The 23713-nt window shown below is 33.3% G+C and carries 19 protein-coding genes; 10 read left to right on the forward strand and 9 right to left on the reverse strand.

Features of this window, described 5'->3' with window-relative positions; translation table 11 throughout:
- Positions 1-55: 55 nt before the first annotated feature.
- From ACHMWN_RS03360 to ACHMWN_RS03375, 4 genes are read left to right on the forward strand one after another with little or no spacing between them, the layout of a single operon-like run.
- Positions 56-433, forward strand: a complete 378-nt coding sequence (locus ACHMWN_RS03360) for a BlaI/MecI/CopY family transcriptional regulator (protein WP_372819398.1) — start codon at positions 56-58, stop codon at positions 431-433.
- Complete coding sequence (locus ACHMWN_RS03365) at positions 430-2403, forward strand: TonB family protein (protein WP_397297736.1); 1974 nt, start codon at positions 430-432, stop codon at positions 2401-2403. The genes ACHMWN_RS03360 and ACHMWN_RS03365 overlap by 4 nt, the downstream gene beginning before the upstream one ends.
- A 12-nt stretch (positions 2404-2415) precedes the next feature.
- Positions 2416-3018, forward strand: coding sequence for a TonB-dependent receptor plug domain-containing protein (locus ACHMWN_RS03370; protein WP_397297738.1), 603 nt, complete (start codon positions 2416-2418; stop codon positions 3016-3018).
- Between the two features lie 25 nt (positions 3019-3043).
- Complete coding sequence (locus ACHMWN_RS03375) at positions 3044-3838, forward strand: energy transducer TonB (RefSeq protein ID WP_397297740.1); 795 nt, start codon at positions 3044-3046, stop codon at positions 3836-3838.
- Between the two features lie 168 nt (positions 3839-4006).
- On the opposite strand, the gene ACHMWN_RS03380 is transcribed toward ACHMWN_RS03375, so the two are convergent.
- The 4 genes from ACHMWN_RS03380 to ACHMWN_RS03395 all read right to left on the reverse strand — a co-directional run bounded on the left by ACHMWN_RS03380 (position 4007) and on the right by ACHMWN_RS03395 (position 9292).
- On the reverse strand, positions 4007-4777 hold the full coding sequence (locus tag ACHMWN_RS03380) for a succinate dehydrogenase/fumarate reductase iron-sulfur subunit (RefSeq protein ID WP_397297742.1): 771 nt from the start codon (positions 4775-4777) through the stop codon (positions 4007-4009).
- 38 nt (positions 4778-4815) lie between these two features.
- Positions 4816-6795, reverse strand: coding sequence for a fumarate reductase/succinate dehydrogenase flavoprotein subunit (locus tag ACHMWN_RS03385; protein WP_397297743.1), 1980 nt, complete (start codon positions 6793-6795; stop codon positions 4816-4818).
- Positions 6796-6825: 30 nt separating this feature from the next.
- Positions 6826-7524 carry a succinate dehydrogenase cytochrome b subunit gene (locus tag ACHMWN_RS03390; protein WP_397297745.1) on the reverse strand — a complete coding sequence of 233 codons (699 nt, stop codon included), beginning with the start codon at positions 7522-7524 and terminating at the stop codon, positions 6826-6828.
- Positions 7525-7750: 226 nt separating this feature from the next.
- Positions 7751-9292 carry a trypsin-like peptidase domain-containing protein gene (locus tag ACHMWN_RS03395; RefSeq protein WP_397297746.1) on the reverse strand — a complete coding sequence of 514 codons (1542 nt, stop codon included), beginning with the start codon at positions 9290-9292 and terminating at the stop codon, positions 7751-7753.
- A 178-nt stretch (positions 9293-9470) separates the two neighbouring features.
- On the opposite strand from ACHMWN_RS03395, the gene dapF reads away from it, so the two are divergent.
- Entirely contained in the window at positions 9471-10253 is a 783-nt protein-coding gene (gene dapF / locus ACHMWN_RS03400; protein WP_397297748.1) for a diaminopimelate epimerase, read from the forward strand.
- Here dapF and ACHMWN_RS03405 read toward each other — a convergent pair.
- Both ACHMWN_RS03405 and ACHMWN_RS03410 read right to left on the reverse strand, forming a co-directional pair.
- A complete protein-coding gene (locus tag ACHMWN_RS03405) occupies positions 10250-12550 on the reverse strand; it encodes a helix-turn-helix domain-containing protein (RefSeq protein ID WP_397297750.1) in 2301 nt (766 codons plus the stop codon). The two genes, dapF and ACHMWN_RS03405, sit on opposite strands and share 4 nt — an antisense overlap.
- 34 nt (positions 12551-12584) lie before the next feature.
- Entirely contained in the window at positions 12585-14405 is a 1821-nt protein-coding gene (locus tag ACHMWN_RS03410; RefSeq protein WP_397297751.1) for a DUF4153 domain-containing protein, read from the reverse strand.
- Between the two features lie 145 nt (positions 14406-14550).
- On the opposite strand from ACHMWN_RS03410, the gene ACHMWN_RS03415 reads away from it, so the two are divergent.
- On the forward strand, positions 14551-17340 hold the full coding sequence (locus ACHMWN_RS03415) for an outer membrane beta-barrel protein (RefSeq protein WP_397297753.1): 2790 nt from the start codon (positions 14551-14553) through the stop codon (positions 17338-17340).
- 7 nt (positions 17341-17347) lie between these two features.
- A complete protein-coding gene (locus ACHMWN_RS03420) occupies positions 17348-18121 on the forward strand; it encodes a GLPGLI family protein (RefSeq protein WP_397297754.1) in 774 nt (257 codons plus the stop codon).
- Between the two features lie 71 nt (positions 18122-18192).
- Here the strand turns inward: ACHMWN_RS03420 and ACHMWN_RS03425 are convergent, their stop codons facing one another.
- From ACHMWN_RS03425 to ACHMWN_RS03435, 3 genes are all read right to left on the reverse strand, one after another.
- On the reverse strand, positions 18193-18888 hold the full coding sequence (locus ACHMWN_RS03425) for a response regulator transcription factor (protein WP_397297756.1): 696 nt from the start codon (positions 18886-18888) through the stop codon (positions 18193-18195).
- Positions 18889-18894: 6 nt separating this feature from the next.
- Entirely contained in the window at positions 18895-20733 is a 1839-nt protein-coding gene (locus ACHMWN_RS03430; protein ID WP_397297758.1) for a sensor histidine kinase, read from the reverse strand.
- A 148-nt stretch (positions 20734-20881) separates the two neighbouring features.
- Complete coding sequence (locus ACHMWN_RS03435; protein ID WP_397297759.1) at positions 20882-21250, reverse strand: DUF3127 domain-containing protein; 369 nt, start codon at positions 21248-21250, stop codon at positions 20882-20884.
- A 183-nt stretch (positions 21251-21433) separates the two neighbouring features.
- Between ACHMWN_RS03435 and ACHMWN_RS03440 the strand changes: the two genes are divergently transcribed.
- From ACHMWN_RS03440 to ACHMWN_RS03450, 3 genes are all read left to right on the forward strand, one after another.
- Positions 21434-22627, forward strand: coding sequence for a class I SAM-dependent RNA methyltransferase (locus ACHMWN_RS03440; protein ID WP_397303529.1), 1194 nt, complete (start codon positions 21434-21436; stop codon positions 22625-22627).
- Positions 22628-22705: 78 nt separating this feature from the next.
- Positions 22706-22963 carry a helix-turn-helix domain-containing protein gene (locus ACHMWN_RS03445; RefSeq protein ID WP_372819419.1) on the forward strand — a complete coding sequence of 86 codons (258 nt, stop codon included), beginning with the start codon at positions 22706-22708 and terminating at the stop codon, positions 22961-22963.
- A 64-nt stretch (positions 22964-23027) separates the two neighbouring features.
- Positions 23028-23675 carry an HD domain-containing protein gene (locus ACHMWN_RS03450; RefSeq protein WP_397297761.1) on the forward strand — a complete coding sequence of 216 codons (648 nt, stop codon included), beginning with the start codon at positions 23028-23030 and terminating at the stop codon, positions 23673-23675.
- Positions 23676-23713 lie beyond the last annotated feature (38 nt).

Below are 23713 nucleotides of genomic sequence, written 5' to 3' on the forward strand. Positions count from 1 at the left end.
ATAAAGGTCATAATATTAAAAATAACGCTCTAACACCCTAAAAACAACAATTATCATGGAAATAAAAGATTTAACGAAGGCAGAAGAACAAATCATGCAAATTGTATGGCAATTAGAAAATTCTTTTGTAAAAGAAGTAATGGATTATTTGCCAGAACCCAAACCCGCTTACAATACAGTTTCAACTATTATTAGAATTTTAGAAGTTAAAGGGTTTATTGGACATGAAGCTTTTGGAAAAGCTCATAAATATTATCCTTTAATTAGTAGAGAAGAATACAAGCGCCATGCAACAGAAAAACTACTTGGCAATTATTTCGAAAATTCTGTTGAAAGTATGTTCTCATTTTTTGTGAAAGAAGAAAAGTTGGATTTAAGTGATGTGGATGAGATTTTAAAAATGATCAACAAATTTAAAAACAAACCAAAATGAGTTGGGCGCATTATCTCTTACAAGTAAACATTTACTTGATTATATTTTATTGCTTCTATAAATTACTTTTAGATAAGGAAACCTATTTTGTATTAAATCGGATATACCTTGTTTCATCAGGACTATTTTCTTTAGCTATACCTTTCTTAAGGTTCGAGTTATTTAGCCAAAAAGTAGTAAGTGATAAATTATACATCAGCGTAAGCGAGATAAATACCGTTGTAAATAATTATGCTATTTTACCTCAAACGCAAGAACAATACGATTGGGGAAGATTAATTGTTATTATTTATATTATCGGTGTACTTATCTACTTGTTATATTTTGTGTATCAACTATTTGCAATTAATACATTATTTAGTAGAGCTAATGCAAACGATGCTTTTTCTTTCTTTCAACGAAAATCAGTTGCAGAAAATTTACCTGAAAGAGCTACGGTAGATTTACACGAAGATATTCATGTAAAACAATTACATACCATTGATGTTCTCTTTTTTGAAATTTTAGCAATAATAACTTGGTTTAATCCTGTTATTTATTTCTACAAAAAATCCATTAAAAATATACACGAATATTTAGCCGATGAGGCTGCTGCCAAATTTCAAGGAGATAAGGAAACCTATGCGCTTTTATTACTGAGTCAGGCTTTTGGCGTAAAACCTAATACATTAATGAATGGTTTTTTCACCAAATCATTAATAAAAAAGAGAATATTCATGTTGCACAAACAGCGCTCAAAAAAAACTGCTATTTTAAAATATGGTTTATTTGTGCCCTTGTTTGCGCTAACACTTGTTTTATCATCGGCCACAATTCGTAAAAACAATCAAATTTTAGCAGTAGCTGACCAAATCCCTTTAAATGATGCAAGCTCAGTAGTTAATCAAGCAATAAAAGCACCATTAAGTGTTGTAAATTTAGCACCAGCACTTAAATTAGATCAAGTAGAGGTTCAAGATTTAGTTACTAAAAGTACGGTCATCTCTCCATCTAATAAGGATGGGGACTTAGAAAAGGAAAATACCAATTCATGGAATAATTTCTATAAATTTTTGGGTGATGGTATAAAATATCCTGCAGATGCTGTTAAGAAAAAAATACAAGGAAATTTAGTCGTTAATTTTGCTATTAGTCGTGGTAAAGTAACCGATTTAGTTGTCCAAGATGAATTGGGTGGTGGTTGTGATGAGGAAGTTATTCAACAAATATCGAACTATGATGACTTTTTTCAAAAAGATGGCAACTATTGCTTAAAAGTAACTTTTAAACTTGAAGGAGCAGATTCTCAGTTTAAAAATGAAGAGGTAACTCTTCCAGAAGGTTATAGAGTTTTGCAAGGTATGTTGATAACTGGTTTTGCGCCTAAGGAGGAAACCGTAGACAACAGAGTTTACAATTTTGTTGCCATGGAAAACCCTCCAAGTTATCCGGGTGGAGTTGGTGCGTTTTACAAATTTTTAGCAAACAATATAAAATATCCACTATTAGCTAGCGATAATGAGATACAAGGAACTGTATACGTTTCTTTTACAGTAGAAAAAGATGGATCATTAAATGATATTAAAGTAGACCGCAAATTAGGTTACGGTACAGATGAAGAAGCAGTAAGGGTTTTAAAACTTAGCAAAAGATGGAATCCGGGGATGCAAAATGGAAGAGTAGTTAGGGTCAAATACAATATCCCTATTAAGTTTTCATTTGCTTCAGAGAAACAACAGGTGAATTCAACTATCCTCTTTAAAAACTATAGTAATGATAAAACACCTCCTCTAATCGTATTAGATGGAGAATTAAAAGATGGTGTTCTTTTAAAAGATTTAGATCCTAAAACAATAGCAGAAATTAGCGTATTAAAAGGAGCAAGTGCTACCGCTTTATATGGTAAAAGTGGCGAAAATGGCGCTATACTTATTACATCAAAAAAGCAAAAATCTGGCTCTATAACAGCAACACTTATCAATAAAAATTAAATTAAATCACATATGAAAAAGTTAATTTATGTAGTAGTACTAGGCTTGCTATGTTCATTCCAGTCAGTCAATGCACAAGAAACTAGTACAGTAAAAGGAAAAATTGATTCAATAAAAGTTATAGGCTATAGTTCTACTATTAATATAACAGGCAACTCTAAAACAGATGGAACACCATTAGTTGTATTGGATGGTAAGATTATCGAATATAATTCGATGAATGCAATAGATCCAAATAAAATTGCAGCTATAAATATTTTAAAAGATATTTCCGCTATATCTCAATACGGAGAATCGGCAAAAAATGGAGCAATTATTATTTCTACTAAAGATTATGTGCCAAATAATGATGTTAAAGTAATAGGTTATGGTTCTAACGCTAACTTCATTGTTCGTAATCAAAATGCTTTGGCTAATGAAGCTAATCGCCCCTTAGTTATAGTAAATGATGAGATTATTGGATATGATGGTATGAAAGGAATTGACCCAAATAAAATTCGAGCCATCAGTATTTTAAAAGATGCGTCTGCTACTGCATTATACGGGCAACCAGCAAAAAATGGAGTAATTATTATTACTACCAAAGATTATGTGTCAAAGAAAACGATCAAATAAATCTCATAACTAAAAAATAAATTATATGAAAAAATTAATTTTCTCATCGCTATTAGCGGTGTTACTGCTAAGTTTTTGTCATAATAAAGCTGTAGCACAAGTAGAAGACAACACCGTTTACAATTTCGTTTCGATGGAAAACCCTCCTTCATACCCAGGTGGAATAGCAAGTTTTTACAAGTTTTTGGGAGATAATATGAAGTATCCTCAACAAGCTAAAGATGACAATATACAAGGAATTGTTTATGTTTCTTTTATAGTTGAAAAAGATGGTTCCTTAAATAATCTAAAAGTTGATCGTAAGCTAGGAGGTGGAACGGATGAGGAGGCAATTAGAGTATTAAAATTATCTAAAAGATGGAATCCTGGAATGCAAAATGGTAAAGTGGTTAAAGTGAAGTATAATATCCCAGTTAAATTCTCTATTCCAGGTAAAAAGCCTAATCCTAAAGTAGCTATACCAATAGCTGGTTCAGTTGGCCCTGTTAACGAATCTAAAGTATATAACCTCTTAAGTGTAGAAAATCCTCCTTTGTACCCAGGAGGAATTGCAAAATTCTATGAACTTATAACAGAGAACATTAAATATCCTAAGTCTGCCATTGATGCTAAAGTAGAAGGAAATGTTTATGTTTCTTTTACCATTGCAGAAGATGGTTCCTTGATTGATATTAAAGTGGATGGTAAACTTGGTGCTGGAACTGATGAAGAAGCTATAAGAGTAATAAAATTATCCAAAAGGTGGATGCCAGGAACGCAAAATGGAAAACCAGTTCGTGTTAAATATAATGTTCCGATTAAATTTAAATTGCCTAAATAAACCAACAGATATAATACTCAACAAAAAACCCCAACCTAATGGTCGGGGTTTTTCGTTTATTAAATCTCCTGTGTCTCGGACATTTAAATCTAGTAATTTTATAGGATAAAAACAAAATTAAGTTTTCAGCTCACATTTTCAATTAACAATTCCATACTGAAAACTGAACTATCCTTCCTCTTCGCTTACAAATTTAGCCGAATAGTAATCTCTGTTCATACGAGCAATGTTCTCTAAAGAAATTCCTTTAGGACACTCCGCTTCACAAGCGCCAGTATTAGTACAATTACCAAAACCTTCAACATCCATTTGTGCAACCATATTCTGTACACGTTTATATCTTTCTGGTTGTCCTTGAGGTAATAAAGCCAATTGAGATATTTTAGCAGAAACAAAAAGCATAGCTGATGCATTTTTACACGTAGCCACACAAGCACCACAACCAATACAAGCTGCTGCTTCAAAAGCCGCATCTGCTTGTGCTTTTGGAATAGGTAAAGCATTTGCATCTTGCGCATTACCTGTATTTACAGAAATAAATCCACCTGCCGCAATTACACGATCAAATGCAGATCTGTCTACTGTTAAATCTTTAATTACTGGGAATGCTTTTGCTCTCCAAGGTTCAACCACAATGGTATCTCCATCTTTAAAAGAACGCATGTGCAACTGACAAGTTGTTACTGCATCTTTTGGTCCGTGAGGACGACCATTGATAAACATTGAACACATTCCGCAAATACCTTCGCGACAATCGTGGTCAAATACAATAGGATCATCACCTTTGGTAATTAAATCTTCGTTTAAAACATCAAACATCTCTAAAAAAGACATATCTGGAGAAATATCAGACACTTTATAGTCTACCATTTTTCCTTTGTCTTTTGTGTTTTTCTGACGCCAAACTTTTAGCGTTAAGTTCATATTTCCTGTACTCATTGTATAGAGATTTAAGTAGAAAGCACCACGACTTTTTACTATTTATAACTTCTTTGTGCTATTTTAATATTTTCAAACTTCAACTCTTCTTTATGAAGTTCGAAAGTTCCATCACCTTTGTTTTCCCAAGCGGCTACGTATGCGTAGTTTTCATCATCACGTAATGCTTCTCCTTCTTCCGTTTGATATTCTTCACGGAAGTGACCACCGCAGCTTTCGTTACGATTTAACGCATCCATACACATCAATTCTCCAAGCTCGATAAAATCGGCAACACGGCCAGCTTTTTCTAATTCTGGGTTGTATTCATCAGCCGACCCTGGAACACGAACGTCACTCCAAAAGTCTTTTTTCAATTGTTGTATTTCAGCAATTGCTGACTTCAAACCTTCAGCATTACGAGCCATTCCACATTTATCCCACATGATTAAACCAAGTTTTTTGTGGAAATGATCAACAGATTTAGTTCCTTTAATACCAATTAACGTATCTAAAATTCCTTTTGCTTTAGCCTCTGCTTCAGCAAATGCTGGATGATCTGTTGGAATTGCTTTAACCGAAATTTCTTTCGATAAATAAGCGCCTATAGTGTAAGGAAGAACGAAATAACCATCTGCCAAACCTTGCATTAACGCTGATGCACCTAAACGATTAGCACCATGATCTGAGAAGTTAGCTTCACCAGTGCAGTACAAACCAGGAACAGTTGTCATCAAGTTATAATCAACCCATAAACCGCCCATAGTATAGTGAACTGCAGGATAAATACGCATTGGTGTTTCGTAAGGATTTTCACCAGTAATTTGTGCATACATATCAAATAGGTTACCATATTTTTCTTTAATTACCTCTAAACCTAAACGCATACATGTTTCCTTGTCAGGATTATGATTACCAGTTTTTGAGGCTTCTATTCTACCGTAACGCTCTGTATTTGCTTTAAAATCTAAATAAACAGCTAATTTAGAAGCGCCAACTCCATAACCTGCATCACATCTCTCTTTTGCAGCACGAGAAGCAACATCACGTGGCACCAAGTTACCGAAAGCAGGATAACGACGTTCTAAATAATAATCTCTTTCCTCTTCAGGGATATCTTGAGGTTTACGCGTATCATCTTTCATTTTCGGCACCCAAATACGTCCATCGTTACGTAACGATTCAGACATTAGAGTTAATTTAGATTGATGATCTCCAGAAACAGGGATACACGTTGGGTGAATTTGAGTGTAGCAAGGATTTGCAAAAAACGCACCTTGTTTATTTGCTTTCCAAGCTGCAGTTACGTTACTTCCCATTGCATTGGTAGACAAATAGAATACGTTTCCATAACCACCTGTCCCTAAAACTACCGCATGACCGAAATGACGTTCTAATTCGCCTGTAATTAAGTTACGAGCAATGATACCACGAGCTTTACCGTCAATTTTAACTACTTCGAGCATTTCATGGCGAGTGAACATTTCTACTTTACCCATGCCGATTTGACGCTCTAAAGCAGAATATGCGCCTAATAGCAACTGTTGACCAGTTTGACCAGCTGCATAAAAAGTACGTTGAACTTGTGTACCACCAAATGAACGGTTATCTAACAAGCCACCATATTCACGAGCTAAAGGAACTCCTTGTGCTACACATTGATCGATAATATTTGCGCTTACTTCCGCTAAACGATAAACGTTTGCTTCACGAGAACGATAATCACCACCTTTAATGGTATCATAAAATAAACGATAGGTACTATCACCATCATTTTGGTAATTTTTTGCGGCATTAATACCACCTTGAGCAGCAATTGAGTGTGCTCTGCGGGGTGAATCTTGAAAACAGAAGCATTTAACTTTGTAACCCATTTCGGCCAAAGTTGCTGCCGCAGATGCTCCAGCTAAGCCAGAACCTACTACAATTACTTCTAAAGTTCTTTTATTTGAAGGATTAACCAAAGCCACAGACGATTTGAATTTCGTCCATTTAGTGGTTACATCTCCCTCTGGTATATTTGAATTTATTGCTGACATTATATATAGCTTTATTCGTTCAAAATTAATTTATAAGCCCCAACCAAAGTAAATTGCAATTGGCATTAATGCAAAAAGCAATGGAACTAGAATAGAAAACCAAACGCCTAGTACTTTAATAATTGGTGTATATTTTTTATGGTTCCAGCCCATAGTTTGAAAAGTTGAGGCAAAACCATGTAATAAGTGATAAGCTAAAGAAACCATAGCAAGTACATATAAAACAACACGCCAAGGCTCGCTAAATTTAGCATGCATAACTGCGTATAAGTCTTCGCGACCAGCTGCATCTAGTGGAGTTCCACCATTAAAATGCTCAATACCTGTAAAACGAGAAACAACCCAAAAGTCAGATAAATGCACAATTAAGAAAATTAGCAATAAAGTACCCAATAAACCCATTGAACGAGAATACCATTTACTATTTGCATTACCATCATTATAGGCATATTTTACTGGCCTTGCAGCTTGATTTTCAAATGTTAGTCTTGCGCCTTGTATAATATGTAATACTAATCCCAGCATCAATACAACTTCCATAGCACGGATAATCCAATTTGTTGCCATAAAATGTGCGCCTTCGTTAAATAAAACTCCCGTTTTATCAAAAAACACAAAAGAATTCAGAAAACAGTGGACTATTAAAAAAGAAATTAGAAAAAGGCCCGTAAGGCCCATTATTAGTTTTTTTCCTATTGATGAGGAAAAAGCATTTGCGATACTACCCATTAGCTTTTTATTTTTTATTCAGTTAGTGCAAAAGTATTTAAAATATGATTTAAAATAGGAATGCTCGACATAAAAAACCAATAAAGAAGCTATTTAGAAACGTTCTAAAAAAACTAGATGAAAATTCATTGAGATTCTCACTTAATGAAGGGCTTATCAAAAAAGAAGCAAATAAAAAGGGAGCGGTAAATACCACTCCCCATTGTTATTACATGTATATTAATTTTTAATTAAATGAAATGGTGTATGAACCTCCGTTTTCGTTAAACCCAGAAATAGTTGTTTTACCATTTGGAGATGTTGGCAATGCTTTTTCAATATCAGCAGCATTATTTACTGGCTTGCCATTTACCTTTGTAATTAACAACCCTTTACTCACATCCCAATAATCAAATAATTTTCCCTGCTCTACATTAGTCACTACAACACCGTCCTTAACGCCAAATTTAGCTTTAAGTGCTGGTGATGCTGGTGCAAAACTCGCCCCCAATTTGCTAATTGTTGCTCCAGTTGCTTTGTTTTCTACACTTTTTGATGCTAAGCTAATGTTGCTTTCTGGCTTTAGAATTACACTTACATTTTTAGTAGAACCATCTGCTTTCAAAACAGTTAACGCAATTTTATCTCCTGGGCGCATACGACCTACTTTTTCTTGTAAATCTGGCGAGTCATAAATTTCTACACCTTCAACTTTTTTAATGATATCACCTTCTTTTATTCCAGCAGATGCTGCACCACCACCTGGAAGTACACTACTTACATATAATCCGTTGATTTCTTTAACATTTAATTTCTCAGCAACGTCAGCATCTAAAGATTGAAAAGTTACGCCAATATAACCACGTTTTACAACACCATATTCTTTAAAATCTTCTAATATTTTTTTTGCCAAATTTACAGGAATTGCAAATCCATAACCTTCATTTCTTCCAGTTTCTGAAGCAATTGCCGAATTGATACCCACTAACTCTCCATTTGCATTTACCAATGCGCCACCGCTATTTCCAGGGTTAATTGCTGCATCTGTTTGGATATAAGATTCAATAGAATTATTTGCTGGACGTTCAGGCATTTTACCTGTTCTTTGATATTCTTCGTACTCTTCACGAGTTGGTTGTTGATTTTTATTTAAAATACCAATATTACGTGCTTTTGCACTCACAATACCTGCAGTAACAGTAGTTTGTAAATCTAAAGGGAAACCTACTGCTAATACCCATTCACCTACTTGTACATTATCTGAATTACCCATTTTAACAAAAGGTAAACCATTCACATCAACTTTAATTAATGCTAAATCTGTATTTGGATCTCTACCAATTACTTTTGCTGTTACTTTACGTCTATTTGATAAGACAACTTCAATTTTATCTGCATTTTCTACAACGTGATTGTTCGTTACAATGTATCCATCAGCTGTTAAAATTACACCCGACCCTGAAGCAGCTCTAGGCACACGTAATCTTCTTCCCCCATTGCCAAAAAATTGTTCTAACATATCATCCATTCCGCCACCGCCATTGTCATCTGACGAACTATTTCCGTATGTAGTTTTAATATGAACAACTGCTGGAGAAACTGCAGCAGCAGCTTGAACAAAATCTACTGCACCTGATGATCCAATTTTAATTGGATTATTGGCAAACATCATATTTTGCTTCTCTGTTAATGAAAAGTTATCGTTGTTGCGCTCTAATAGTTTATAAGCGCCAATTGCAACTGCACCTCCTAAAAATGCAGCTAACACTATTAATCCTATTTTCTTCATTTGTTATATTATATAGTTATTATTCTTTTTTACGAATGATTTACTCAAATTTAATACCATATAAACGATATTTGTATAGCAAACACATCCAATTTTGTGTTAAAAAATGTTAAATCAAATTCTACGAGTGATTTAACATTAAACTTAGACAAATATTAGCTGTTAAAATGAAGAAATAATGAATATAAAATTCTATAAATATCAGGGTGCAGGTAACGATTTTATCCTAATTGATCATCGCGTTAGTGAATTAAAAGACATTGATAATAAGCTAATTGCTCAACTTTGTGATCGTCGTTTTGGTATTGGAGCTGATGGTTTGATGTTTCTAACAAATCATAAAGATTACGATTTTGAAATGGTATACTACAACTCAGACGGTAATATAGGAAGTATGTGCGGAAATGGCGGTCGTTGCATTGTAGCATTTGCCAAATTTTTGGGCGTTATTGAAAATGAAACTAATTTTTTGGCAGTCGATGGCCCACATTATGCCAAAATTACAGCAGAAGGCAATTGGGTAGAGTTGCAAATGATTGATGTTGATACCATTAAAACAGATGGAAGTGCTTTTGTATTAAATACCGGCTCTCCTCATTATATACAAGAAGTTAAAAATTTAGCAGAGCTAGATGTATTTATAGAAGGCAAAAATATTCGTAATAATGAGACATACAAACTGAATGGCATTAATGTAAACTTTGTTGAAAATAAGGGTGATCATTTGTTTGTGCGCACATTTGAGCGTGGTGTCGAAGATGAAACTTATGCGTGTGGTACTGGCGTTACCGCTGTGGCAATGGCAATGTCTCAACAAAAACAACCAGGCCATATTGAAACTCCAATTGAAGTTTTGGGTGGCAAGCTACAAATCAACTTTGATTACGACGGTTCGAAATTTACCAATGTGTTTTTATGTGGGCCAGCAGAGCAGGTTTTTGAAGGGAAACTGAATTTCTAATTCCCTTCTGCTAAATATGCCGCTATTGCAATTTTAATTTCTCCAAAAGCATAAGATTTACCTAAATGCTCGCGGATATCATTCATTCGTATAGATTTTAATTTGACAATAGCTGCTGTAATTTCATCCAATTTTTTTGTAGAAATAAGATCAATTGCTTTTACTTCTTGTTTTGCTACAAAATGTGCCAAATGGCCCTCAATTGTACTTTGTGTTACTTTACGTTCTTTTGCTATTTCGGCTAGTGTTTTACCTTCTTTAAATAAGGCCAATGTAATTTCTTTTGTATCTTCTTTTGGCATTGATGTTGTTTTAGATTTTCGCAACGTCTTTGGCTTACTATATTCATCTTCTTCTGTCGGATTAAATTCTTTTTTATTTGGCAAAGTGTAGGCTTTTTTAACCTGTTCCTCTCTTTTTGTACTTGTATACAAAGCCAATACTTCTTCTTTGGTTAATTCGACACCATTATTTGTTGCAGCTAACATCGCTTTTGCTTTCCGAATTTTTTTAAATTGCTCGTAGAACATGGCTTCCATAGCTAATAATTCAGCTAAATATTCTTTGGTCTGTTTTTCAGTTTTAACTATTTCTATTAGCTCGAAAATAGAAGTACTCATTTGTTCTAATTGCGGATTGAAATAGTTAACTGCAGCTTCTGTTCTTTCTAAAAGTAAGTTTAAGCTTTCGGTATTGCCTATGATAAATAATCTTTCTATCTGTTTTAAAAACTTATCGGCATTTACTTTTAGCGCAATTAAATCCTGTTGCAGTTTTACTGCCCAAGCTAAATGCGTTTGTTTTGTAGACCGTTTTTCATCCTTCGTATAACTAAAAACGTGTTCAAAAACATAGTTATCAAGTACTGTAAAATTGAAACTTTGCAACAATGAGTGTTTTAAAAACGCATCACTTTCCTTTTTAATCTGAACAATCAAATCTTCTTGTTGCTCTTTTGTTCTTGCAAAATAAGTTACATTTTGATCTTGTCTAATTCCTTTGCCAGAAATTAATGAAGTAAGCACTAAACCATTTAATGAACGTAAACGTGAAAGTGCTACATAAATTTGCCCTGGTGCAAATGCATCCCCAATATCAATTATTGCTTTATCAAACGTTAAACCCTGACTTTTATGAACCGTAATTGCCCACGCCAATTTTAATGGAAACTGCGTAAATGTTCCAGCAATTTCTTCTTCTACTTCATTGGTTACTTTGTTGGCGGTATATTTTATATTTTTCCATGTATACTTCTCTATGATTAAATTTTGCTTCGACCCATCAGCTTGTACCTCAATAGAATCAGAACTTAATTTAGTAACCACAGCTATTTTTCCATTAAAAAATCTTTGTTCACCAGTTGAATCATTTTTAATGAACATTACTTGAGCTCCAACCTTTAATTCTAAAATTTTTTCTGCTGGATAAGCGCTTTCGTTAAACTCTTTTTCAATAGTAGCATGGTATAAAAACGACTTGCTTTCTAACTTATTTAAGCTGGTTTTATTTAGTGTATCTGCTTTACTATTGTGTGTAGTCAGTGTAATATAATTGTCCGTAAGCTCCGGCTGATAATTCTCTCTATAATAGGCTTTAAGCGTAGCGATATCTTGTTCAGTAACCTGATTATTGCGCAGATTATTTAGTAAATGAATAAAGGTTTCATCCGCTTGACGATAAATTTTCTCTAATTCTATATAAACAGGTTTATCTTTTTCTAATGCCAGCGCATCAAAGAAAAAAGCACTTTTATAAAAAGAGCTTAACAAACTCCATTCATCATTTTTAACTACTGGCGGCAGCTGATGTAAATCGCCAATAAATAACACTTGCACCCCGCCAAAACTTGCCGAATTATTTTTACGGATATAGCGCAAAACCATATCAATTGCATCCAATAAATCTGCACGCAGCATACTTACTTCGTCAATAATTAATAACTCTAAATCAAGCAAAATACGCCGCTTAGTTGCATTCATGTTTAAATGCTTTACAATAGATTTTGGCGTATGATAGTGTTGATATGCCGTAACAGTAGTAGTTGGCGCAACTCTTGGTAAAAAAGTACCAAACGGTAATTGAAAAAGAGAATGAATAGTTACTCCCGCTGCATTAATTGCTGCAATACCTGTTGGCGCAACAATTACAGCTTTTTTATGGGTTAAGGAAATGAGGTTTCGAAGAAAAGTAGTTTTTCCTGTACCAGCTTTACCTGTTAAAAAAATATGTCTCGACGTTAAATTAATAAACTTTGCGGCAAGTTGGGCTGGTTCAAGTTCTTCTAAGGATTGTAACATTTTATTCTTTAAATCACAGTTGTGATAATCTTTTTTAATTCTTTTTAATTAAGACGAAACCTTGGAAATTAAACCAGTCGAAATCTTTTTTATCATTATTATAATAACCATTCATATTAGTTACTATAAGTTTAATGGTATAATGCTTTGTCTGATGAATGAGTTCCATTTTTTCTGAGGGATATTCATAGTTGTTGTAATCGACTTTTGGAAGTTTATCTGTTTTATACTGATTGTAAGCCTCAATTGCCATGTCTTTCAAATTAAAATTGAATGAACTCTCTCTACCCACTGTAATTGTTAATCTATTATTATTCCCGCTTCTTTTCTTTTCAGGATTTTGCTCCAATTTAAAAGTAGTTCCATCGAAAACTTTTGTAGAATCTGAATATTCGTTAAATGAAAAAACTGCATCATAACCAGTAACCGATATTACACCTTTGTCTTTACTGATAAAGTTAACTTGCTCGTTATCATCTTCATATCTCGCATCCTTTACTTTTAATAAGCTAAAAGCGGTATCAATCTTTTGATTTTTTATCTCATAATCATAAACTCTTTTGGATTTTACTTTAGCATTAATTTTAGTCTCTATAGTTTCTAAATCTGCGTTGGTAAAACTTTGTAAGGAAGTTAGTCCGTGTCTATCTACTAAATATCTTACCACTCCTGATCGTTCCTCAATTTCTTTTTTATTTGTGCTTTTCATTAACATTTTTAGTCTCGATACTTGTGAATATTTTGAAACAGAAAATGCACTTTGTGGTCCATAAGTTGCTAACAACGCTAAAATGCAAAGGCTAATTGGAATGATTTTAATATTTTGTTTTTTACTGATTAAGAAATAAGTGGTAATGGCAGTGAGCCATATACCCAAAACAATTAAAATGTACCTAGATTCTGTAACACCATAACTAAAAACTCGTTTGCCAATTGCAAGCAACAAAAGTACAATTAATGGAATCATCATTAAGTAAAAAAACTTAGAGAATAAACGCATCCAACCATTGCCTTCTTTATCTTTTATTGGATAAATTAAGAGCAACGATAAAATTCCGAATACGGCATAACCTAAAATTAAAGTAGAAACTAAGCCTTTTGGTAAAGTCCACTGAAAAATGATCTTTACTTCATATACTAGGAGAATCCCTAAGTAAATTGTCATTAAAGGAATAAGCACGTATTGGGTAAAAATTTTCAATCCCTTTGGATAAGATTGTTCCTCGGCTAATGCTTTAAAATTTTCAGGTACTCCAGCTAAAAAGAAAATGGTAGTAAATCCTGCGCTTACTACCGCAAAAAGTTTCATGTAAGTTTTATATGTAATATCTACATCAAACAAACCATCTATGGCTAATAAAGCAATTGCTAAACCTGCATATAAAACAGCGGCATAAAATGCAGAAGTTAAAAATCGAAGAAAAAGTGTTTTATTATATTGCCAAAAGCCATTAAGATCTGATTTTCCAATAAAAGGCGCAAAGGCAACTAGCAAATGGAAAGCAAAAGCTAAGAGAAATATTCGATATACATCTATTAAATACGCCCATGGATTAAGTAAAAAATAAAACCCTATTGAAATTGCAAGTACCACAATTCTTACTATCCATTTTTTAAGAGCTGAATAGTGATGAACTTCGCAAAACAAATCTGCGGATAATAAAAGCGTTAAAGCTAAATTACAAACTGCTAAAGCTGTAACTAGATTACGCGTTTGCTCTTGTTCCTTATAGTTTAAATCTGTTAAATACCACCATAGTCCAGTAGAAATAATAGCAATTAAAAATTGTAAAGGAAATCGTGTGGAAACTCGGTTCGTTCCTTGCCAGAGCGTTTGTAAAGATGGTAGTTTCATAATCCTATTCTGTGCTTTAAAGATACAATTGAATATAAGCTTTTTGTAAATGTTAAATATTGTTATTTAATGTTAAATTTCTTCAACTAAATTTTTAGTATTAAAGATTTAGTTATATCTTGGCACAACCAAACAAAACTTCAAAATGAAATTTATAAGCCTAGCCATCTTGCTTTCCTTAAGCTTTTGTACGGCAATTTTTGCGCAAAATTCTTACTCAGTTAAAGGAATTGTTGCAGATACTGCTAACAATAGCAAACTTCACAACGCAACAATTAGTATATTAAATGCTAAAGATTCTACATTGTTTAAATATACTAGAGCTTCGGCGACCGGTTCATTTACAATAAACTCAATGAAGAAGGGGAATTTTATCCTTTTGCTGACTTATCCAGATTATGCCGATTTTGTTTCGAATTTCACACTTGATTCTGTTAAAAAAGAAATTGATTTTAAACAGATCAACATGAAAACAAAGGCTAGATTGCTTAATGAAGTAATTATTAAGGGTCAAGCTGCAGCAATTAAAATTAAAGGTGATACCACTGAATTTAACGCTGGAAGTTATACCATCCAACCTAATGATAAAGTTGAAGATTTATTAAAGAAATTTCCTGGAATGCAGGTAGACAAGGACGGGAAGATTACCGCTCAAGGAAAAACAGTATCGAAGGTCTTGGTAGATGGTGAAGAATTTTTTGGTGATGACCCTACTCTAGTCACAAAAAATTTAAGAGCTGATATGGTAGATAAAGTTCAGCTTTTCGAGAAATCAAGTGATCAAGCTGCATTTACTGGTGTAGATGACGGGCAAAAAACAACAACACTTAACATCAAGCTTAAAGAAGATAAAAAGAGCGGATATTTCGGGAAAGTAGATGCTGGAATTGCGACTAATGACTTATACCAAGGGCAGGTAATGTTCAATAAATTTAAAGCGAAGCAAAAATTTTCATTATATGGCACATCTAGTAATACTGGTAAAACTGGTTTAGGATGGGAAGACAATGGAAAATTTGGTGGCGGAAGCGATAATGTTGAATTTATAGACGGTGGAATGATGATAAGCGGTGGCGGAGGAGACGATCTAGATTCATGGGGTGGAAGATATTATGGCGAAGGTATACCTGTAGCTCACAATGGCGGCGCACATTACGACACAAAGTGGAATTCAGATAAACAATCGTTAAACACAAACTATAAAATTGGGTCTTTACGCGTTACAGGTTCAAACAATACAATTACACAAAACAATTTAGTAGACAGTATTATCAACAGTAACTCTACTAAATTAACTGATAACTACATGTTTAGACAAAAGTTAGATGCGACGTATCAAATCAAATTAGATACAACTTCTAACTTAAAAATAATGGTAGATGGCAGTTTGAAAAATAACGAAACCACAAATACTTTTAATTCTGAAAGTAAAAGAGGAGATAATACACTATTAAACTCAACCGAAAGAAATGTAGATAATAATGGCGATGAAAAGGCATTTAATTTCTCTGCTTTTTACACCAAAAAACTAAAAAAAGTTGGCAGAAATTATTCCGTTAGGTTAAGTGAATCCATAAGCGAAAAAGATAGTGAAGGTTTCCTTTATGCAAAAAACAAGTTCTACAACCCTCAGGGTGTAGCGTATAAAACAGAAGTTACCGATCAATTTAAAACAGTAAATGGGAAAAGCAATGTATTTAATTCAAATATTACTTATAATGAGCCCATTAGCAAAAGTTTAGCTTTAGTATTAAATTATGGCTTGAGTATTAACAACAGTAGATCTGATAGAAAATCTTTTAATGCATCTACACCAGGCAATTACGATGTTTTAGATGCTGTATATAGTAACGATTTTAAGGCAGATCAATTAATTAATCAAGCTGGGGCAATATTCAATTATAAAAAATTAAAAACAGTTGTAAGCTGGGGTACTAAAATTAGTGCTGTTAACTTTAATCAGTTCGAGGCTTATTCAAATAGCAGTTATAAAAGAAGTTTCACCAATTGGATGCCACAAGCAAGTTATCAATACAAGTTCTCACAACAGAGTTCATTCAGAATGGGTTATAGTGGTTACACAAATCAACCGTCTGTTGAGCAATTACAACCTGTAAAAGTGAATACAGATCCTTTAAACATTCCATTAGGTAATCCTAATTTAAAACCATCTTACAATAACAGTTTCAACGTGAGTTACAACTCTTATAAAGTATTAAGTAATCAATCTATTTATTTAAGTGGTAGATACAGTTTTGTTGGAAACCAAATTGTAAATAACACTACAATAGATAAATCTACCGGTAAAACAGAATATCAATCTATCAATTTAACTGACAAGACTCCTTTTAATTATAGTGCATATCTTGATTTAAACAGAAAAATTAAATTCTTAGGAATTAATGGTGGTATTAGCTTAAATACCTCTGGAAATACTTCATATAATTATGTAAATAAAGAGCTAAATAAATCAACCTCAAATAATTATTCAGCAAACATTTCTTTAAGTAAATACAAAGAGAAAAAATATGACTTCTATTTTTACTTTGGACCAAACTACAATACACAACAAACTTCGCTGCAAAAAAACGTGAACAACAATGGTTGGGGAGCTGACGGTGGTGCACAATTTAGTTTATACTTGCCAGGAAAAATACAGTTAAAATCTGATGCTAATTATGAATATACTGCTAAAACGCAGTCATTTTCTGAAGATTTTACTCGTGTGATATGGAATGGATCTATTAGCAAAGCATTTTTTAAAGCAGAAAATTTAAAAATGACTCTTTCTGGAAATGATTTATTAAACCAAAATACTGGCTTTAGCAGACGCGTAAGTGGAAACATGATAACTCAAAATAGTTACACAACTATAAAACGTTATTTTATGTATTCAGTAAGTTGGGATTTTAGCAAAATGGGGGTAACCAAATAATTATATCATGAAAATTAATCAAATTACAATCGCCTGTTTGTTAGTAGTTGCTATGCAAACTGCGTTCGCTCAAAATGCTCGTTTTGCTGAGCATGGAACCATAGAGTTCGAAAAAAGAGTAAATATGTTTGCCCTTCTTAAGAAGCAAATTACTTCACGTAACGAAAGTTACATGAAACCGATGCTGGAAAACTATCAGAAAACTCAGCCTCAGTTTAAAGTTTTAAAAAGCACCTTAACGTTTTCAAAAGATCAAACTTTGTTTAAACCAATAGAAGAAACTGTTCCTGCTAATAATATGTGGGGTGATTTTGCTGCACAACAAAACAACACCATTTATACAAATACTGTAGCTGGTACGAGTATCAGTCAGAAAAAAGTATATGAAGAAACTTACTTGGTAAAAGACAGCACGAGGAAAATTAACTGGAAAATTACCAATGAAATTAAAAACATTGCTGGCTACGATTGTCGTAGAGCAAACGCATTAATTATGGATTCTATTTATGTAGTTGCTTTTTATACAGATGAAATACCCGTTTCTGGTGGTCCTGAATCTTTTTCAGGTTTACCTGGAATGATATTAGGAGTAGCACTGCCATATGAACATACCACTTGGTTTGCTACCAGCGTAGTCGATCAATCGGTAACAGAAGATAAAATTAAAGCTCCTGTAAAAGGAAAAGCAACAACCAATGCTGGCTTAATAGCTACATTACAATCAGCACTAAAAGATTGGGGAGAATATGCAAAAGATGCATTTAAAGCTTTTCTTCTTTAGCCATCAGAGCTTAAAAAGAAAAACTCGTAGTATGAACTACGAGTTTTTTTATGCTAATATTTATTAGTGATTTAATTCACCAACAATTTGTATCCTTTACCGTGAACGTTTAAAATCTCAACTTTAGGGTCTTCCTTAAGATATTTGCGAAGTTTGCTTAGGAAAACATCCATACTCCTACCATTAAAGTAGTTGTCATCATGCCAAATACTTAATAGCGCTTCTTCCCTAGTTAAAACAGTATTTTTCTTTAAACAAAGCAATTGCAAAAGTTCAGCTTCTTTAGTAGATAATTTTTGTTGTTGACCATTAAAATGTATCAACTGCGTCGTGTAATCAAAAGTATATTGACCTATTTCAAAATTAGTTTGCAATGGTTCATTCGTCGTATTTTCCTTTGCTGATGCTCTTTTTAACAAAGCATTAATTCTTAAAAGCAATTCTTCAATACGAAAAGGTTTAGTAATATAATCATCGCCGCCCAAATCGTAAGCAGAAGCTTTATCTTCCATCATAGCTTTAGCTGTTGCAAAAATGATAGGCACCTGCTGATTCGTCTTTCTAATTTCTTTACCTAAAGTGAAACCATCTTTTTTAGGCATCATTACATCTAAAATGCAGAGATCAAAGTTTTGTTTAGTAAAGGCCTTTATTCCTTCTTCTCCGTCCGTACATAAAACCACATCAAACTTACCTTTTAACTGTAGGTAATCTTGTAATAACATGCCTAAATTAGGATCATCCTCTACTAATAAGATCTTCTTCATATCTATTTAATTGCTTTGGTTAAATGGCAGGCACACTTCAAATGTGGTTCCTTTATCTTTTTCGCTATGTACCTTTATTGTTCCGTTCATTTCGTTTATAATGTCCTGTACATAATTCAAACCCAACCCAAACCCTTTCACATCATGTAAATTGCCAGTTGGCACTCTATAAAACTGATCGAAAATACGCTTAGTTTGATCCTTCGTCATTCCAATTCCCTCATCACTTACTTCAATATACAAGTTTTTGCTGTCATTTTTAGAAGATATTACAATCTGAGGTTCGCTTACACTATACTTATTTGCATTATCAATTAAATTGTAAATTACATTTGATAAGTGCAATTCATCTCCCATAATTACATCAGTTGTTGCATTTAAATTAAGTGTAACAGTTGCATTCTTTTTTTGCAATTGTAGGCTCATACTATCCACTACTGCAGTTATTAAATCATTTATCTTAACAGGATTAAATTCTAGTTTTATTTCTTTTTTCTCTAACCTCGCAACACTCAATACACGTTCGATATGATTACCTAAGCGTACATTTTCATCGTAAATAATATTTGCCAACCGACTAATTCTGCTTTTATCCTCTACAATTTCAGGGTCTTTCAAAGCTTCACTCGCTATCATAATGGTAGCAACTGGAGTTTTAAATTCGTGAGTCATATTATTAATAAAATCTGTTTTCATCTCCGACAGTTTTTTCTGTCTAATAATGGCATAGATGGTATAGGTAAAAATAAAGATGAGTACTAAAAGTAATCCTGCTGATGAAGCCATAGTTGCAGACAGATTGCTAAATATTAAGGAGTTTTTTCTTGGAAAATAGACATACAACATCCCTGGATCTCTAATAATATCTTTACTAAACAAAGGCAACTTATATAAACCTGAACGAGTGATATCCTCGTTATTATGAGCCGCATTTTGATAAATTACAGAATCCTTTGTGGCCAATTTTACCCAAAAATCATAATCAATATTTATATTTCTTATGAGCAATTCTCTCTTGATGAGCGTATCCAAATTTTCCCTTTTAGGGATTCTTTTTACCAAAGGAACATCTTTGTCTGCCATTTCATTAGCCGCCTCTTGGTAAACCTTTGCGCTTCCATCATCTAATGAATTTACTGTATCCACTTTTATTTGGAGTAAAGCCTGTTGATACCTTCTTTTAGCAATAGCATCTTCTATTTTAAACTTCTTGGCCATTGCGCCATCAATAGTAGCAACAGAAACACCCAAAGGCTTTAAATCTCTAGGATCTTGCACCAAATATCTAATAGTATCTGGCATTGTATCAGGGGATAAATTAAATGTTCTAGCTCTATTAGGGTCATATCTTAAAGCGGCTATTCGACGAAGAATGTTCCCATTCGCATCCATCAAATCTTTAGTAACCATTAAAACACCCGAATGCGTTAAATCTGATAAATTAGCATATTCTTCCTCAGAAATAACTACAGCATCTCCAAAGTTCTGTCTAATTAAAGTATCTTGATAATTTAGTGCAGCTAGAATTTGGCGGTATTTTTCTTGCTTTCTTTCTTCTTCCTCTTTATTAAATTTCTCTTTTAAATCAACATATTTTTGAGCCCTATCTAACTCGCTTTGCTCTTTTTGTATTTTTAAATCAAGATATTTTTTAGTGATGTTGGAAATCGCATTTTGCTTTTGCACTTTATTAACCACAGCATTTAATGCTTGGTTTACATCTTGTTCAAATAGCTGAGATTTTAAGGTGTACGATTCTTTTATGTAATACAATTGCATTACAAATACACCTAACAAGGCTAGGGTCATTAAGGCGGTTATTAACCAAAGACTTCTCTTCTTCATTTAAACTATTCAAAAATAAATGATTAATCACCAAAAAACCGTGTTTTAACACTTTTTAACACTGTCGCAACCAACAGCTTAAATAAAAAAACCGTCCTTTATAAGAGGACGGTTTAATAACAAACTTGTTTTTCTTAAAAAAGAACTTTTAAAATGGAAGATCATCTTCTTCTCCCGCTGGAGTATTAATATCTACTGGAGCAGCATATTGTGGAGCCGCCGCAGCACCTGCTGTATTAGTTAAAGCTGTTAAACGCCAAACCACTAAACTGTTAAAATATGACGTTACACCTTCTTTATTTGTCCACGGACGACCGCGTAAATTGAAAGAAACTTCTACTTCGTCACCAGCTTTTAGCGCATCAAATAAAGCCGTTTTATCTTGTAAAGCTTCAAATCTAATATATTCTGGATATGTTGGATTCTCTGCGTATTCTATAATTAAATCACGTTTTTTAAACGTTTCACTTACCTGTTGTAATGCACCTATTTCGTGTACCTTGCCTTTAATTTCCATATCAAAACTTATAATTATACTATCAAACCAAATCTCTAAAATTTTATTGATAAATCTGCATCAAGTTTTCCACACAACTTTTAGTTAACTTATTATAGAATAACGATAATTAATGTTCATACTATACAAATCCAGCTGAAAAACTAATTATCTGTTTTTATTGGTAACTTTGCCTTCAATATGATGCAAGTTTTCCAAACTAAGAGTAAGGTAATTATTACCTGCAACAAAAGGCTTTCGCCTTATTTACAAGATGAAGTTACCGCTTTAGGCTATGAAATTGTAAGGGCTTTTCCAACTGGTGTTGAATTAAATATTACCTTAACAGAATGTATAAAACTGAACTTAAATTTAAGATGTGCAAGTCAGATTTTATATTGCATAAATAGCTTTAAGGCTAACACGCCCGAAGAATTATATACTGCTTTAGTCGCCATGGAATGGGAAGAATTGATAGATTTTGCAGGTTATTTCTCTGTAACTTCTAACGTAGATAATCCAACGATAACTACACCGCTTTTTGCTAATTTAAAAGTTAAGGATGCTATTGTAGATCGATTTAGAGAAAAGAAAAATATTCGCCCAAATTCTGGTTCTGATGCCAATAAAACGGTTGTACATTTATATTGGAAAGATGACGAAGCTGATGTATTTTTAGATACCAGTGGTGAAACTTTAGCGAAACATGGTTACCGTAAAATACCTGGAAAGGCGCCAATGTTAGAAGCTTTGGCAGCCAGCACAATTATGGCAACTCAATGGGATCAAAAATCTCCTTTTATAAACCCAATGTGTGGTTCAGGAACTTTAGCCATAGAAGCTGCCTTACTAGCAACCAATCGCCGACCAGGTTTATATAGAATGAACTATGGCTTTATGCACATTTTAGGCTATGATGAAGAAGTGTTTTTTGCTGAGCGAAGAATATTGAAAGATCAAGTCATTAAAAATGCAGACGTGCAAATTATTGCCACTGATATTTCTGAAGATGCGGTTGATGTAACCAGAAGAAATGCAAAAACTGCCGGCGTAGATACTTTAATTACTTTTGAAGTTTGTGATTTTGAAGAAACTCCAGTTCCAGAAGGTGGCAAAGGCGTAGTAGTTTTTAATCCAGAATATGGTGAACGTTTAGGTGTGCATAGCAAACTCGAATTAACGTATAAGCGTATTGGTGATTTCATGAAAAAGAATTGCAAAGGATATTTTGGATATATCTTTACAGGAAATCCAGACTTGGCAAAGAAAATTGGACTTAAAGCCGATAAAAAAATAGAATTCTATAATGGAAAACTAGATTGTCGTATGCTTGAGTATGAATTATACGACGGAACTAGACGACCAGAAGACGAACGACCAAAAGCAAAACTAGACTAGATTTAATTCCAATAAATTTTATTAAAACTGTTACTACCACTTTTTCGTTTATGTAGGTAATCAACCTATACTAATTAGATGAAAGACAAGGTAAAAGCAGAAATGCAAGCTGTGGCGGGTAACATTAGAAAAGTAAGAGAATTTCGAAATTATACGCAAGATTATTTAGCCGCAAAGCTAGAAATATCACAAAATGCATATAGTAAAATTGAATTGGGTTATACTAAAATCACTTTGGATAGGCTTTTTCATATCGCCTTAATTTTAGAGGTAGAAGTAACTCAGCTCTTATATTTTAATCAAGATAAATTTGAAAAACTAGGCCCGTTTGCATAGCAATTTTTCAACATTAAGTGGTTTTCAATAAAATTCAGAATACCTTGCAGCATAATTTTTCTTTATGCAGCATATCATTGAGCAAACCATCAACTTTGTTAAAATTACATTGGCTAACGCAGAAACTGGACACGATTGGTTTCATATTGAACGCGTTTACAAGACTGCACAAACTATTAATGCTACAGAAAAAGGCGATGAATTGATTGTTGCTCTAGCTGCTTTATTGCATGATATTGCAGACAGCAAATTTAACAACGGAGATGAAGAAATTGGTCCGCAAAAAGCTGGTGATTTCTTAAAAAGCATTGGTTTAGAAAATGGAATTATTCACCATGTGCAAGAAATTATCAGAAACTTATCATATAAAGCAAGTTTGGGACAAATTTCATTTAAATCTAAAGAGTTAGACATTGTACAAGATGCAGACCGATTGGATGCGATTGGCGCTATCGGCATTGCTAGAGCTTTCACCTATGGTGGTTATAAAAATAGGATTTTGTATGACCCTGAAATTAAACCCAACCTAGCTATGAGCAAGGAAGAATACAAAAATACCACTGCACCGACATTAAATCATTTTTACGAAAAATTATTGTTGCTTAAAGATTTAATGAAAACCGATACAGGAAAAGTTATGGCCGAAGAACGTCATCAATTTATGCTTAGCTATTTAGAGCAATTTTATGCCGAATGGGAAGGTAGAAAATAGCTTCTTACTCTTAAAAGTGCTGTGTTTTAACTCTTAAA

The sequence above is a fragment of the Pedobacter sp. UC225_61 genome (assembly GCF_044452285.1).
Lineage (GTDB): Bacteria > Bacteroidota > Bacteroidia > Sphingobacteriales > Sphingobacteriaceae > Pedobacter.

Bases quoted from the DNA above. Each gene is read 5' to 3' on its own strand.
- ACHMWN_RS03360 (WP_372819398.1), top strand. From the start codon at position 56: ATGGAAATAAAAGATTTAACGAAGGCAGAAGAACAAATCATGCAAATT.
- ACHMWN_RS03365 (WP_397297736.1), top strand. From the start codon at position 430: ATGAGTTGGGCGCATTATCTCTTACAAGTAAACATTTACTTGATTATA.
- ACHMWN_RS03370 (WP_397297738.1), top strand. From the start codon at position 2,416: ATGAAAAAGTTAATTTATGTAGTAGTACTAGGCTTGCTATGTTCATTC.
- ACHMWN_RS03375 (WP_397297740.1), top strand. From the start codon at position 3,044: ATGAAAAAATTAATTTTCTCATCGCTATTAGCGGTGTTACTGCTAAGT.
- ACHMWN_RS03380 (WP_397297742.1), bottom strand. From the start codon at position 4,777: ATGAGTACAGGAAATATGAACTTAACGCTAAAAGTTTGGCGTCAGAAA.
- ACHMWN_RS03385 (WP_397297743.1), bottom strand. From the start codon at position 6,795: ATGTCAGCAATAAATTCAAATATACCAGAGGGAGATGTAACCACTAAA.
- ACHMWN_RS03390 (WP_397297745.1), bottom strand. From the start codon at position 7,524: ATGGGTAGTATCGCAAATGCTTTTTCCTCATCAATAGGAAAAAAACTA.
- ACHMWN_RS03395 (WP_397297746.1), bottom strand. From the start codon at position 9,292: ATGAAGAAAATAGGATTAATAGTGTTAGCTGCATTTTTAGGAGGTGCA.
- dapF (WP_397297748.1), top strand. From the start codon at position 9,471: ATGAATATAAAATTCTATAAATATCAGGGTGCAGGTAACGATTTTATC.
- ACHMWN_RS03405 (WP_397297750.1), bottom strand. From the start codon at position 12,550: ATGTTACAATCCTTAGAAGAACTTGAACCAGCCCAACTTGCCGCAAAG.
- ACHMWN_RS03410 (WP_397297751.1), bottom strand. From the start codon at position 14,405: ATGAAACTACCATCTTTACAAACGCTCTGGCAAGGAACGAACCGAGTT.
- ACHMWN_RS03415 (WP_397297753.1), top strand. From the start codon at position 14,551: ATGAAATTTATAAGCCTAGCCATCTTGCTTTCCTTAAGCTTTTGTACG.
- ACHMWN_RS03420 (WP_397297754.1), top strand. From the start codon at position 17,348: ATGAAAATTAATCAAATTACAATCGCCTGTTTGTTAGTAGTTGCTATG.
- ACHMWN_RS03425 (WP_397297756.1), bottom strand. From the start codon at position 18,888: ATGAAGAAGATCTTATTAGTAGAGGATGATCCTAATTTAGGCATGTTA.
- ACHMWN_RS03430 (WP_397297758.1), bottom strand. From the start codon at position 20,733: ATGAAGAAGAGAAGTCTTTGGTTAATAACCGCCTTAATGACCCTAGCC.
- ACHMWN_RS03435 (WP_397297759.1), bottom strand. From the start codon at position 21,250: ATGGAAATTAAAGGCAAGGTACACGAAATAGGTGCATTACAACAGGTA.
- ACHMWN_RS03440 (WP_397303529.1), top strand. From the start codon at position 21,434: ATGCAAGTTTTCCAAACTAAGAGTAAGGTAATTATTACCTGCAACAAA.
- ACHMWN_RS03445 (WP_372819419.1), top strand. From the start codon at position 22,706: ATGAAAGACAAGGTAAAAGCAGAAATGCAAGCTGTGGCGGGTAACATT.
- ACHMWN_RS03450 (WP_397297761.1), top strand. From the start codon at position 23,028: ATGCAGCATATCATTGAGCAAACCATCAACTTTGTTAAAATTACATTG.